The 12,833-nt window shown below is 57.2% G+C and carries 11 protein-coding genes; 5 read left to right on the plus strand and 6 right to left on the minus strand.

The window, feature by feature from the left end; all coding sequences use genetic code 11:
* Positions 1 to 3 precede the first annotated feature (3 nt).
* On the plus strand, positions 4 to 1,965 hold the full coding sequence (locus tag KCG39_RS17525) for a glycoside hydrolase family 127 protein (RefSeq protein WP_049113620.1): 1,962 nt from the start codon (positions 4 to 6) through the stop codon (positions 1,963 to 1,965).
* A gap of 107 nt (positions 1,966 to 2,072) precedes the next feature.
* Here KCG39_RS17525 and selB read toward each other — a convergent pair whose 3' ends face one another.
* From selB to KCG39_RS17550, 5 genes are all read right to left on the minus strand, one after another.
* Positions 2,073 to 3,914 (minus strand): selenocysteine-specific translation elongation factor, encoded by a 1,842-nt coding sequence (gene selB / locus KCG39_RS17530; protein ID WP_142468074.1) that lies wholly within the window; start codon positions 3,912 to 3,914, stop codon positions 2,073 to 2,075.
* Positions 3,911 to 5,299: an L-seryl-tRNA(Sec) selenium transferase gene (selA, locus tag KCG39_RS17535; protein WP_139529930.1), complete on the minus strand. Its 1,389-nt coding sequence runs from the start codon at positions 5,297 to 5,299 to the stop codon at positions 3,911 to 3,913. The genes selB and selA overlap by 4 nt, the downstream gene beginning before the upstream one ends.
* Positions 5,300 to 5,394: 95 nt before the next feature.
* Complete coding sequence (locus tag KCG39_RS17540; RefSeq protein WP_004126536.1) at positions 5,395 to 6,003, minus strand: glutathione S-transferase; 609 nt, start codon at positions 6,001 to 6,003, stop codon at positions 5,395 to 5,397.
* A 91-nt stretch (positions 6,004 to 6,094) separates the two neighbouring features.
* Positions 6,095 to 7,231: an HlyD family secretion protein gene (locus KCG39_RS17545; protein WP_024359733.1), complete on the minus strand. Its 1,137-nt coding sequence runs from the start codon at positions 7,229 to 7,231 to the stop codon at positions 6,095 to 6,097.
* A gap of 3 nt (positions 7,232 to 7,234) precedes the next feature.
* Complete coding sequence (locus tag KCG39_RS17550) at positions 7,235 to 7,606, minus strand: DUF3302 domain-containing protein (RefSeq protein WP_087828417.1); 372 nt, start codon at positions 7,604 to 7,606, stop codon at positions 7,235 to 7,237.
* A gap of 535 nt (positions 7,607 to 8,141) precedes the next feature.
* Between KCG39_RS17550 and KCG39_RS17555 the strand changes: the two genes are divergently transcribed.
* The 3 genes from KCG39_RS17555 to mtlR all read left to right on the plus strand — a co-directional run bounded on the left by KCG39_RS17555 (position 8,142) and on the right by mtlR (position 11,919).
* A complete protein-coding gene (locus tag KCG39_RS17555) occupies positions 8,142 to 10,052 on the plus strand; it encodes a PTS mannitol transporter subunit IICBA (RefSeq protein ID WP_049114682.1) in 1,911 nt (636 codons plus the stop codon).
* A 125-nt stretch (positions 10,053 to 10,177) separates the two neighbouring features.
* Positions 10,178 to 11,326 carry a mannitol-1-phosphate 5-dehydrogenase gene (mtlD, locus tag KCG39_RS17560; RefSeq protein ID WP_049114683.1) on the plus strand — a complete coding sequence of 383 codons (1,149 nt, stop codon included), beginning with the start codon at positions 10,178 to 10,180 and terminating at the stop codon, positions 11,324 to 11,326.
* Positions 11,323 to 11,919, plus strand: a complete 597-nt coding sequence (gene mtlR, locus KCG39_RS17565) for a mannitol operon repressor MtlR (RefSeq protein ID WP_004137764.1) — start codon at positions 11,323 to 11,325, stop codon at positions 11,917 to 11,919. Before mtlD ends, mtlR begins: the two co-directional genes overlap by 4 nt.
* On the opposite strand, the gene KCG39_RS17570 is transcribed toward mtlR, so the two are convergent.
* Positions 11,908 to 12,132 (minus strand): hypothetical protein, encoded by a 225-nt coding sequence (locus tag KCG39_RS17570; RefSeq protein ID WP_004126554.1) that lies wholly within the window; start codon positions 12,130 to 12,132, stop codon positions 11,908 to 11,910. The genes mtlR and KCG39_RS17570 overlap by 12 nt on opposite strands.
* Positions 12,133 to 12,406: 274 nt before the next feature.
* Here KCG39_RS17570 and KCG39_RS17575 point away from each other — a divergent pair, with 274 nt between their 5' ends.
* Positions 12,407 to 12,769 (plus strand): YibL family ribosome-associated protein, encoded by a 363-nt coding sequence (locus tag KCG39_RS17575; RefSeq protein WP_004126558.1) that lies wholly within the window; start codon positions 12,407 to 12,409, stop codon positions 12,767 to 12,769.
* Positions 12,770 to 12,833 lie beyond the last annotated feature (64 nt).

A 12,833-nucleotide genomic window follows, 5' to 3' on the forward strand; every position in this document is an offset into this window, starting at 1 on the left:
GTCATGCCCGTTATGGAAGTCGATCTGCACAAACTGAAAATCAACGACCCGTTCCTCGGCCAGTACCAGCAACTGGTACGCGATGTCGTCATCCCCTACCAGTGGGATGCGCTTAATGACCGCATCGAAGAGGCGGACCCGAGTCATGCGATAGAGAACTTCCGCATCGCCGCCGGTCGACAGGAGGGCGAATTCTACGGCATGGTCTTTCAGGACAGCGACGTGGCGAAATGGCTGGAGGCGGTGGCCTGGTCGCTGTGCCAGAAGCCGGACGCCGGGCTGGAAAAAACTGCCGACGAGGTGATTGAACTGGTCGCGGCCGCCCAGTGTGAAGATGGCTATCTGAATACATATTTCACGGTCAAAGCGCCAGAGGAGCGCTGGACAAACCTCGCCGAATGCCATGAACTATACTGCGCCGGGCACATGATTGAAGCGGGCGTCGCCTTCTTCCAGGCCACCGGAAAACGTCGTCTGTTGGATGTCGTCTGCCGCCTCGCTGACCACATCGATAGCGTGTTTGGCCCCGGAGATAATCAGCTGCACGGCTATCCTGGCCATCCGGAAATCGAGCTGGCGTTAATGCGCCTGTACGACGTCACTCAGGAGCCGCGCTATATCGCGCTGGTGAAGTACTTCGTTGAGGCGCGCGGAACGCAGCCGCATTTTTACGATATCGAATATGAGAAGCGCGGCAAAACTTCTTACTGGAACACCTACGGTCCGGCGTGGATGGTGATGGATAAGCCCTACAGCCAGGCGCATCAATCGATTTCCGAACAGCCGGTCGCCATCGGCCACGCGGTCCGTTTCGTCTATCTGATGACCGGTGTTGCCCATCTCGCCCGTTTAAGTCAGGACGAGGGCAAGCGCCAGGATTGTCTGCGTCTGTGGAAAAATATGGCCCAGCGTCAGCTGTATATCACCGGCGGCATCGGTTCGCAGAGCAGCGGGGAGGCCTTCAGCAGCGACTATGACCTGCCAAACGACACGGTCTATGCCGAAAGCTGTGCTTCCATTGGCCTGATGATGTTTGCCCGCCGGATGCTGGAGATGGAAGCCGACAGCCAGTACGCCGACGTGATGGAGCGCGCGCTGTATAACACCGTGCTGGGTGGAATGGCGCTCGACGGCAAGCACTTCTTCTACGTCAACCCGCTGGAAGTGAATCCAAAATCCTTAAAATTCAACCATATTTACGATCACGTTAAGCCCGTCCGCCAGCGCTGGTTCGGATGCGCCTGCTGCCCGCCGAATATCGCCCGCGTGCTCACCTCGCTGGGGCACTATATCTACTCGCCGCACGACGACGCCCTGTACATCAACCTGTATGTCGGCAACAGCGTGGAGATCCCGGTCGGCAATGAGGCACTGCGCCTGCGCATCAGCGGCAACTATCCATGGCAGGAACAGGTGAAGATAGTCGTCGATTCATCTTCACCTGTGCATCATACCCTGGCCCTGCGCCTGCCGGACTGGTGCGATAAGCCGCAGGTGACGCTCAACGGCGTGCCGGTTACGCAGGACGTACGCAAAGGGTATCTGCACATCAGCCATCTCTGGCAGGAGGGCGACACGCTACAGTTAACCCTGCCGATGCCGGTGCGCCGCATTTACGGTAACCCGCTGGTGCGCCACCAGGCCGGTTTGGTCGCCGTCCAGCGCGGTCCGCTGGTTTACTGCCTGGAGCAGGCGGATAACGGCGAGCAATTGCATAACCTGCAGCTGCCGCGCGACGCCCGGTTTAGCACTGTAGAGGGCAAAGGGATTTTTGCCCGCAAGATACTTCTCCAGGCGCCTGGCTATAAGCAAACGGCGGAAGATGCCGAAAACCAGGCTCTGTGGAACTATGACCGTGCGCAGTCCTCCCGTCAGCCGCAAGTATTAACCTTTATTCCGTGGTTTAGCTGGGCCAACCGCGGCGAAGGCGAGATGCGTATCTGGGTGAACGAGACGGAAGCGTAAGTGTGAACATTCCCCGGTGGCGCTGTGCTTACCGGGGCTACAAGGTTTGTGCGTTATCGTAGCCCGGGTAAGGCGTTCACGCCGCGACCCGGGACAACCTGCTTATTCTAAAGGAACAATGCCTTATCACGCAGAATATGGTCATTACCGCGACGACGGGTAAAGCCGATACGGTCGAAATACTCGAGGATCTGAATCGCCAGCTTACGCCCGACGTTCAGGGTATCGCGAAAATCCGCCGCGCAGGTTGAGCCTCTTTCCAGATCCAGCTCGCGGATCATTTTGGCAAACGCCACAATCCGATCGTTGCGATAGTAGCGATCTTTAACGATCGCGGTAATCATCCCCTGCTGCGCCGCCTGGCGTAATACCGCCCGCATTAACGACTCTTCTACGTTGGCTTCACGCGCCAGATCGCGAACCCACCATGGCTCATCGGCAAACAACCCGGCAACCCGCTGCCAGATGGCCTGCTGCTCGTCGGTAAAGCCCGCTTTATGCTCCGGCAGATGCAGCCAGCCGTGGTGGCTATGAACAATACCGCTTTCACGCATCTGCTCAATCAGCAGCAGCACCAGCGCTTCATCTTCCATCGGCAGCGCAATACGCCGCAAGCGTTCGCGGCCCGGCCCGGGCTCATCGCGATGCTGGTCGTGGTAACGCGCCAGGGCGTCGAGCAGTTTCCGTTGCCAGCGCGCGGCGAGCGGGGCGCTCAGCAGACTATTGCCCGCCTGCAGGTAATCAGGACGGTTAATCAGCGCCTTCAGCCCTTCGTCGCTGAGCTGACGCGCCCAGGCGAAATCATCGAGGCGCACCGCATCGCGCTGAAGGTGAATATCCAGCGCCTGGACGTCATCGCCCTGCGCGGCGGCCAGCGCGTGCAGCCACTGTAAATACTCCGGCTTACGCTTGCCCCGGCGCGGCGGATTGAGGGTCACCACTCGCGCGCCGGCCAGCGTCAGGCGCGCGGAAATATCGCGCAGCACCAGACGGTCGTTATCCGCCAGCCGCAGCGGCGTATCGAGAACCAGCTCCGCCAGCGCGCCTTCGAGCAGCGACACGCGGCCGGTAATATGGCTGGCGGCATGGTGGATATGCAGCGGCTGCCACTGGCTAAGCGGCGTGTGGCACTGGAGTTCGACAATGACCCGTTCAGAGGCTTCCGGCGGCCGTAGCGACAGCAGCCAGTCACCGCGGTTGAGATCCTCTTTTTGCGCATCGCCGACAATATTCAGGGCGATGCGCTGACCGGCCCACGCTTTTGCCACCGGCTGATTCTGCGCGTGCAGGCCGCGCACGCGCATCGGTTTATCGACGCCGGTCAGCCACAGCGTATCGCCAACGTTAATCTCGCCGGATAACGCCGTCCCGGTGACCACCAGCCCCGCACCTTTGACGGTAAACGCCCGGTCGATCGCCAGGCGAAAACGCTGATGCTGCGGGTGAGCGCGCGCGGAAAGCTGCAGGAGATGATCGCGCAGCCCGGCGATACCCAGACCTTCCGTCGCCGCGACGGCGAACAGGGTCGCGCCGGTAAAGCCGAACTCCGCCAGCACCGCCTCGACCTCCGCCTTCACTTCCTCAACCCGCGCCGTTTCTACGCGGTCCGCTTTGGTCAGCGCCACGGTTAACGTCGGCTGCCCGGTAAGCTGGAGGATCGCCAGATGCTCGCGCGTCTGCGCCATCACCCCATCATCGCAGGCCACCACCAGCAGCGCGTGATCGATACCGCCAACGCCGGCCAGCATATTGGACAGAAACTTTTCGTGACCGGGGACGTCGATAAAACCCAGCACCCACCCGTCGGGCTGCGGCCAGTAGGCGTAGCCGAGGTCGATAGTCATCCCGCGCGCTTTCTCTTCCGGCAGGCGATCGGCGTTGATGCCGGTAATCGCCTGCAGCAGCGTGGTTTTGCCGTGGTCAACGTGGCCGGCAGTGGCAATAATCATCTCAATAACATCTCCATAAACCGGGTTTCATCCTCAAGACAGCGCAGATCCAGCCACAGGCGGCCATCGTAGATCCTGCCAATAACCGGCACGGGCAACAGACGCCAGCGCGCCGCCAGGGCTTCCAGCCGGCTGCCGCGGCCATCGCGCGGGGTCAAGGTCAACGCCGCGCTGGGCAAGCGGTCCACCGGCAGCGAGCCGCTACCAATCTGCGACAGGCATGGCTCAACTTGCAGGTCAAAATCAGCATAATGCGCAGCCAGCGCGGCCTGAATGCGCTCGCCCTGCAGGCGAATCTCGTCCGCCTGGCGAGTCAGCAGACGCAGGGTCGGCAGTTCAGCGGCCAGCTTTTCCGGATGCAGATAGAGGCGCAGCGTCGCCTCGAGCGCCGCGAGGGTCATTTTATCCGCCCGCAGGGCGCGCTTGAGCGGGTGGTTCTGCAAACGGTCGATCAGCGCTTTTTTACCGACGATAATTCCCGCCTGCGGACCGCCCAGCAGTTTATCGCCGGAGAAGCTCACCAGGCTGACGCCGGCGGCAATCATCTCCTGCGGCATCGGCTCTTTCGGCAGGCCGTACTGGCTTAAATCAACCAGCGAGCCGCTGCCGAGATCGGCGACCACCGGGATATTCAGCTCGCGGCCAATCTGCGCCAGCGTCGCCTCATCGACCGCTTTAGTAAAGCCCTCGATGCTGTAGTTGCTGGTGTGCACCTTCATCAGCAGGCCGGTATTGTCATTCACCGCCTGACGATAATCTTTCGCGTGGGTGCGGTTCGTGGTTCCGACCTCATGCAGGACACAGCCCGCCTGGCGCATCACGTCGGGAATACGGAACGCGCCGCCGATCTCCACCAGCTCGCCGCGCGACACCACCACCTCACTGCCGCTGGCGGTTGCCGCCAGCATCAGCAGCACCGCTGCCGCATTGTTGTTGACGATACAGGCGTCTTCCGCGCCGGTGATCTGGCAAAGCAGGTCGGCCAGCGCGCGATCGCGGTGGCCGCGTCCGGCATCGTCAAGATCGTATTCCAGCGTCACCGGCGCGCGCATCGCCTGGGTCACCGCCTCCACCGCCGCTTCCGCCTGAATCGCCCGCCCAAGGTTGGTGTGTAGCACGGTACCGGTCAGGTTGAACACCGGGCGCAGCGCACTTTGCTGTCTCTGCGTCAAACGACGCGAGGTCTCCATTAGCCACGCTTCGCACCAGTCCGGCAGCGCCTGGTTCAGGCGGATGTATTCCCGCGCCTCGTCCAGCATCTGACGCAGCAGCGCCACCGTCTGGGCATGACCGTATTGCATCAACAGCGGTGAAAATGCGGGGTCGCGGAGTAAACGGTCGATGGCCGGAAGCCGGGTATAAAGCGCACGAATTTCGCTAGTCATGAATGAACCTATTTTCCCCCCTCCCAACGGGAGAGGGAGTCAACAAATGAGCAGCAATTGTAATGCCTCCGCGCAAAAACTGTTACCTGTCTGGGTCAACTCACCGGCGGTTCAGTGCGCGCAAAGCTGGCGCGTTGAAAGAGGGAATCCACCAGCCGAACCAGCTTCGGTCGAGTAGCGCACCAGCCCGGCGCGACGCGACGGAAATTGAGATAAGCAATGGCGCAGGCGGTCGAAATGGTTGCCAGATTGACCTCATCAGGACGTAATGTCCCGTCACCTGCATACCCTTCCAGCGCATCAAGCCCGCGCGCAATTTTTTCGCGCTGGCGCAGCAGTTCGCTTTCCGACTGCTGGGCCGCCGGGCGCGTTTTCTCCCGTACCAGCGTTTGCGCAGCCTCCATCACGCCATCAGCCAGCGCTTCAATTTGACGCAATTTCAGCGCGGCCTTCGGTGCCACAGGCAACATATCCGGCGCGATGCCGAGCAGCTCCAGATATTGCGCAATAATGGGCGAGTCGTACCAGCATTCACCGTCGTCGGTGACCAGAGCGGGTACTTTTCCCAGCGGATTATACTGCGCCACGCCGTTGGTCTCGTGGTAAGGGAATTCGTTGACGAACTCGAAGGGGATCGCTTTTTCCAGCAATATGACGGAAATTTTGCGCACAAAGGGACTGGTGTAGCTGCCGATCAGTTTCATTGCCTGCTCCTTTCGCCAACAAAGTAGTAAGTATGGCGCAGACGCAGGCAAATAGCAGAGAGAGCAATCACCTCATGCCGGACCGACCCCGCTAATGGTCCAGATAGAGATAGTGCATCCAGCTGGTCATCCGCAGCAGCACCTTGCGCATCACCGAAACGTGGGTGAAATGATCGGAGTAGACCGCCACCTGGGCGTAAATGCCGTCAGGCAGGGCGTCTACGGCGGCATCAGGCTCCAGCTCAATGGTCGCCAGCACGCCGTCGGTGCCCGGCGTCACCGTCAGCGCCTGCAGCGTGCCCTGCGCCTGGTATGTTCCCCCCGGCACGACTGGCAGGATGCTAACCAGCTTGCCGCGAAAGACCTGTCCCGGCAGCGCGTTGAACACCGCTTCAGCATCGTCACCCTTCTCCAGCCTGAGCAGCGAATTTTGCCGGAACTGCGCCACAATCAGCCGTTTTTGCTGGGGGATAAAGACCATCACCGGACGCAGCGGCAGCGAGGCGGCATAGGTCCCAGGACGAATTAACACCTGGGTGATATAACCATCGCTGGGCGCGCGCACGGTCGTCTGATCGAGGTTATATTTCGCCTCCGCCAGCTGCGCGCGCAGGCTCACCACCTGCGACTGCTCACCGTTTATCATGCTGTCGAGCTGGCTCTGGATCTGTGCCTGCTCCGCGACAGACCCTTTCACCATTGCATCCTGCGCCAGATAGTTTTGCCGGGCATTATCGATATCGCTTTCAGAAAACGGATTGACCCGCGCCTGGCTTCCTTTCAGGTAGCGCTGATAATCCTTGTACAGACGGTCGCGCTCCGCCGAAACGCGCGTGGTATTGGCCTGAGCCTCAGAAAGCTGGGCTTTAAGGGTATTAATGCTGTGCAGCGCAGTAACAAGGTCGGCCTGCAGCCTGTCCACCCGGGCCTGATAACGCGCCGGATCGATGGTAAACAGCACCTCGCCCTTTTTAACCCGTTGATTTGCTTTATCCGTGACGCTGCTGACCACCCCGGTGACTTGCGGCGTAATAGGAATAGAAATAACCGCTTTTTGCGCGGTAAAGGTATACGGGTGGTTATAGTTCATTAATAAAATAAGCGCGCTAACAATAAATACGCCGCCCAGCGCCGCGGTGGGAACCGTCCATTTATTTACCGGGATCTTAAATATTTTAAATATTGACCAGGCAATTGCCACATAGGTCAAAATAATTAGCAGATCCATGAGTTATTTCTCCACCGAAGGAGGTTGAGCTGACGGTCTAAGACCGTTTATTTGCTGCTCGAGCGCGATAACCCGCTGGCGCAGTTCGCTGATTTCGTCCCCCTCTTCCACCGCCTCAGACGGCGTCTCGTCCCGCCGATGCTGCATACCCCAGCCGCGTTCTGGCCGGTAAAGCGTGGCCCATATCCATAAAAACGGCCAGATGACGTGCAGCGTAAAAAGGCTCACCCAGCCCGCGACGTGAATCGCATCGGCATGCGGATGATTACGTTTCTTCGCGATCAGGTAAGGAATATCATGAAGAATGATGATTCCATAAAAAATCACCAGAAATACAAAGATCAGAACACCGAGCGCAAAATAATTGAGAAACATAATTTCCTCGGATTTACGCTAATTATTTTCAGGATGTGTGCCGGGCCGGATGAAAAATGGGCCGACAAAATGAGCATAATTCACCCGTATCATTTTCGCCATTGATGACTAAAATGTTCTTTAAGCGATCGCGTTGCTGAGTGACGTATCAGCAAGCGGAACGCGGCATAACCTGCGCGAGATCACACCAGGCTAAATCCTGGTGAAAATATTTTGTGATAAACATCACAGATAAATAACAAAGTGCCAAAGTAAATTTGTGATTTTCATCACATAAAAATGCATTATCCCCCCTTAAAACCCGGTCTGTTGTTTTTTTACACATCCATTTTGTGATGCAGATCACTACAAAAGACCGTTATCGCCCTATATTCATGTGATCCAAATCACATAAAAATCCATCGACTGGACAGCTTAACGATTCAGTGCCAGATTTCGCACTATCACTCAGGGCCCGGCTACCTCTGCCGCCTTATTAACAACAAGCCTCGGGCTTTCAGCCTGCCGATAGCAAAAACAGAAGAAGGGGTGTTTTATGTCATCCGATATCAAGATCAAAGTGCAAAGCTTTGGTCGTTTCCTCAGCAATATGGTGATGCCAAATATCGGCGCGTTTATCGCGTGGGGTATTATCACCGCTCTATTCATTCCGACAGGATGGTTACCGAACGAAACGCTGGCGAAGCTGGTTGGTCCGATGATCACCTATCTGCTGCCGCTGCTGATCGGTTATACCGGCGGTAAGCTGGTTGGCGGCGAGCGCGGCGGCGTGGTCGGCGCGATTACCACCATGGGCGTTATCGTCGGCGCGGATATGCCGATGTTCCTCGGCTCCATGATCGCCGGCCCGCTGGGCGGCTGGGCAATTAAAAAATTCGACGTCTGGGTAGACGGTAAGATCAAATCCGGTTTTGAGATGCTGGTGAATAACTTCTCCGCAGGCATCATCGGTATGATCCTCGCCATTCTGGCGTTTCTCGGCATTGGCCCGGCGGTTGAAGTCCTGTCGAAAATTCTGGCCGCAGGCGTTAACTTCATGGTGGCGCACGAGATGCTGCCGCTGGCGTCTATCTTTGTTGAACCGGCGAAAATCCTGTTCCTCAACAACGCCATTAACCACGGTATTTTCTCGCCGCTGGGTATTCAGCAATCCCACGAGCTGGGCAAATCGATCTTCTTCCTGATCGAAGCTAACCCAGGTCCGGGGATGGGCGTCCTGCTGGCGTATATGTTCTTCGGCCGCGGCAGCGCCAAACAGTCTGCGGGCGGTGCGGCAATCATCCACTTCCTCGGCGGTATCCACGAGATTTACTTCCCGTACGTGCTGATGAACCCGCGCCTGATTCTGGCCGTTATCCTCGGCGGGATGACCGGTGTATTCACGCTGACCATCTTTAACGGCGGTCTGGTCTCTCCGGCTTCCCCGGGCTCCATCCTGGCCGTGCTGGCGATGACGCCGAAAGGCGCCTACTTCGCTAATATCGCCGCGATTGTCGCCGCGATGGCCGTTTCCTTCGTGGTCGCAGCGGTTCTGCTGAAAACCAGCAAAGTGAAAGAAGAAGATGATATCGAAGCCGCGACCCGTCGCATGCACGATATGAAAGCCGAATCCAAAGGCGCCGCTACTCCGCTGGCCGCTGGCGATGTCGCGAACGACCTGAGCCACGTACGTAAAATCATCGTCGCCTGCGACGCCGGTATGGGCTCCAGCGCCATGGGCGCAGGCGTGCTGCGTAAGAAAGTGCAGGATGCCGGGCTGAGCAATATCTCCGTGACTAACTGTGCGATTAACAACCTGCCGCCGGATGTGGACCTGGTCATCACCCACCGCGATCTGACCGAGCGGGCGATGCGTCAGGTGCCGCAGGCGCAGCATATTTCGCTGACTAACTTCCTCGACAGCGGCCTGTACACCAGCCTGACTGAACGTCTGGTTGCGGCGCAGCGCCATACTGACAACGAAGAGAAAGTCCGCGATAGCCTGAAAGACAGCTTCGAGGCGGCTGACACCAACCTGTTCAAACTCGGCGCGGAGAACATCTTCCTCGGTCGTAAAGCGGCGACCAAAGAAGAAGCGATTCTGTTTGCCGGCGAGCAGCTGGTGAAAGGCGGCTACGTTGAGCCGGAATACGTCCAGGCGATGCTGGACCGTGAAAAGCTGACCTCCACCTATCTGGGTGAGTCTATCGCGGTACCGCACGGCACGATTGAAGCGAAAGATCGCGTCCTGAAAACCGGCATCGTCTTCTGCCAGTATCCCGAAGGCGTGCGCTTCGGCGAAGAAGAGGACGAGGTGGCTCGCCTGGTTATCGGTATCGCGGCTCGTAATAACGAGCATATTCAGGTCATTACCAGCCTGACGAACGCGCTGGACGATGAATCTGTGATTGAGCGTCTGACGAAAACCACCAGCGTTGAAGAAGTTCTGACGCTGTTGAAAGGGTAATTTGTCTCCCGGCGGTGCGCCGGGAAACGCCCCCCTCTCTCCTTAGTCATGGGGAGAGGGTTTGGGTGAGGGAAAAGCCTCACCCCAGCCCTCTCAGGTAAAAACATTAATTTAAGGTTAATACTATGAAAGCATTACATTTTGGCGCAGGTAATATCGGTCGTGGCTTTATCGGCAAACTGCTGGCGGACGCGGGGATACAGCTGACGTTTGCGGATGTAAATCAGGTCGTTCTTGATGCCCTGAATGCCCGTCATAGCTATCAGGTTCACGTAGTCGGCGAGAACGAGCAGGTTGATACCGTTTCCGGCGTTGATGCCGTCAGCAGCATCGGCGATGAAGTCGTGGAGCTGATCGCCCACGTGGATCTGCTGACCACCGCCGTCGGCCCGGTCGTGCTCGAGCGCATCGCACCGGCGATTGCCAAAGGCCTGGCTAAACGCAAGGCCCAGGGCGTTACGGCCCCACTGAATATCATCGCCTGCGAGAATATGGTTCGCGGCACCAGCCAGCTTAAGGGCCACGTTTTTAACGCCCTGGCCGAAGAGGATAAAGCCTGGGTTGAAGCCAACGTCGGCTTCGTTGATTCCGCCGTTGACCGCATCGTTCCGCCGTCCGCTTCCGCCACTCACGATCCGCTGGAAGTCACCGTGGAAACCTTCAGCGAGTGGATTGTCGACAAGACCCAGTTCAAAGGCGAACTGCCGAACATCCCAGGTATGGAATTAACCGATAACCTGATGGCATTTGTCGAACGTAAGCTATTCACCTTAAACACCGGACATGCTATAACCGCCTACCTCGGAAAACTGGCGGGCCACCAGACGATTCGCGACGCGATTCTTGATGAGAATATTCGCGCTGTGGTCAAAGGGGCAATGGAAGAGAGCGGCGCGGTGCTGATCAAACGCTATGCCTTTGATGCGCAAAAGCACGCTGCATACATCCAGAAAATTATTGGTCGTTTTGAGAACCCGTATCTGAAAGATGACGTTGAGCGCGTTGGCCGCCAGCCGCTGCGCAAACTGAGCGCGGGGGATCGCTTAATTAAGCCGCTGCTCGGCACGCTGGAATATGGCCTGCCGCATCGGAATCTGGTGAAAGGGATCGCCGCGGCGATGCATTTCCGCAGCGAAGAGGACCCGCAGGCGCAGGAACTGGCGGCGCTGATTGCCGAGAAAGGTCCGCAGGCTGCGCTGGCGCAGATTTCGGGTCTGGACGCGGCAAGCGAAGTGGTGGCGGAGGCCGTTAACGACTACAGCGCCACCAAATGAGGCAAGACCTGGCGCGGTCCGAACCGCGCCCATTACTCATGTCAGATATGCAGGCAATAATGGAAGAAACACAGGCATTTGAAAACCGTGTGCTTGAACGTCTGAATGCTGGCAAAACCGTAAGAAGCTTCCTGATCGCCACCGTTGAACTGTTGACGGAAGCGGTCAATATTCTGGTGCTTCAGGTATTCCGTAAAGACGACTACGCGGTGAAATACGCAGTGGAGCCGTTGCTGGACGGCGACGGGCCGCTTGGCGACCTTTCTGTACGCCTGAAGCTGATTTACGGCCTTGGGGTGATTAGCCGCGCCGAATATGAAGACGCTGAACTGCTGATGGCCCTGCGCGAAGAACTGAACCACGACGGTAATGAGTACAGCTTTACCGACGATGAGATCCTTGGACCGTTTGGCGAACTGCACTGCGTAGCCGCTCTGCCGCCAACGCCGCTATTTGATGAGAGCGATGCGGACCTGCTGGCAATGCAAAAGCTGCGCTACCAGCAGGTCGTACGTTCGACAATGATGCTATCTCTGACCGAGCTGATTTCTAAAATCAGCTTAAAAAAAGCCTTTCAAAAATCAACGCTCTGATTCTGGCTCTTGCTGGTCGCACGTCGGCCGATAAAGCTGACGATAATACTCAAGACGCCGCAGAAATAGCGCTTCTTTATCAGCCGGAATATCCGGCGGTATATGCTGCAAACGCGGAGATTTTTTCAGATATTCCATAAAAGCCTGGCTTGAAGCCATAAAATCTACGGCCTTATCAATAATGCGCGGTACGCCGTCGCCGATTTTCGCCATCACGCTCTCCTCTGCTCGGGAATGATCTTATTAAGGATTAGCCAAAAACAGGCTTTCAGATGAGGAAAACGTGCTGAATGACCGACAGGCTTCACAGAAATGAATATTCGCTAACTCTGGCTAAAAATGATTTTTATGTTCAATAGGTTATTGAATGCCGTTACGGCTGTTATGACCAAAAAACGGCGACGTTTTGATAAATTACTACCCACAACCCAAGCGACAGCACATACTATAGTCTGATAATGCCCCTTTCTTAATAGATTAAGCCATCATGAAAGAAGTCGAAAAAAACGAAATTAAACGTCTGAGCGATCGTCTTGACGCCATCCGCCACCAGCAGGCCGATCTGTCCCTGGTTGAAGCCGCAGAAAAATACGCCGAGCTGGAAAAAGAAAAAACCACCATTGAGGCAGAAATCATCCGCCTGCGTGAGATTCAAGGCCAGAAGCTGAGCAAAGAAGCGCAAAAGCTGATGGACATGCCGCATCGCCGCGCCATCACCAAAAAAGAGCAGGCCGATATGGGCAAACTCAAGAAAAGCGTGCGCGGTCTGGTTGTTGTTCACCCGATGACCGCGCTGGGTCGCGAAATGGGCCTCAAAGAGATGACCGGCTTCGCCAAAACCGCGTTCTAATCCTGTCGTCCCCGGTGGCGGCTAACGCCTTACCGGGGCTATGGGTTCACCGCCGTCTGCGAGA

This window comes from Klebsiella pasteurii (genome assembly GCF_018139045.1).
Taxonomy (GTDB): Bacteria; Pseudomonadota; Gammaproteobacteria; order Enterobacterales; family Enterobacteriaceae; genus Klebsiella; species Klebsiella grimontii.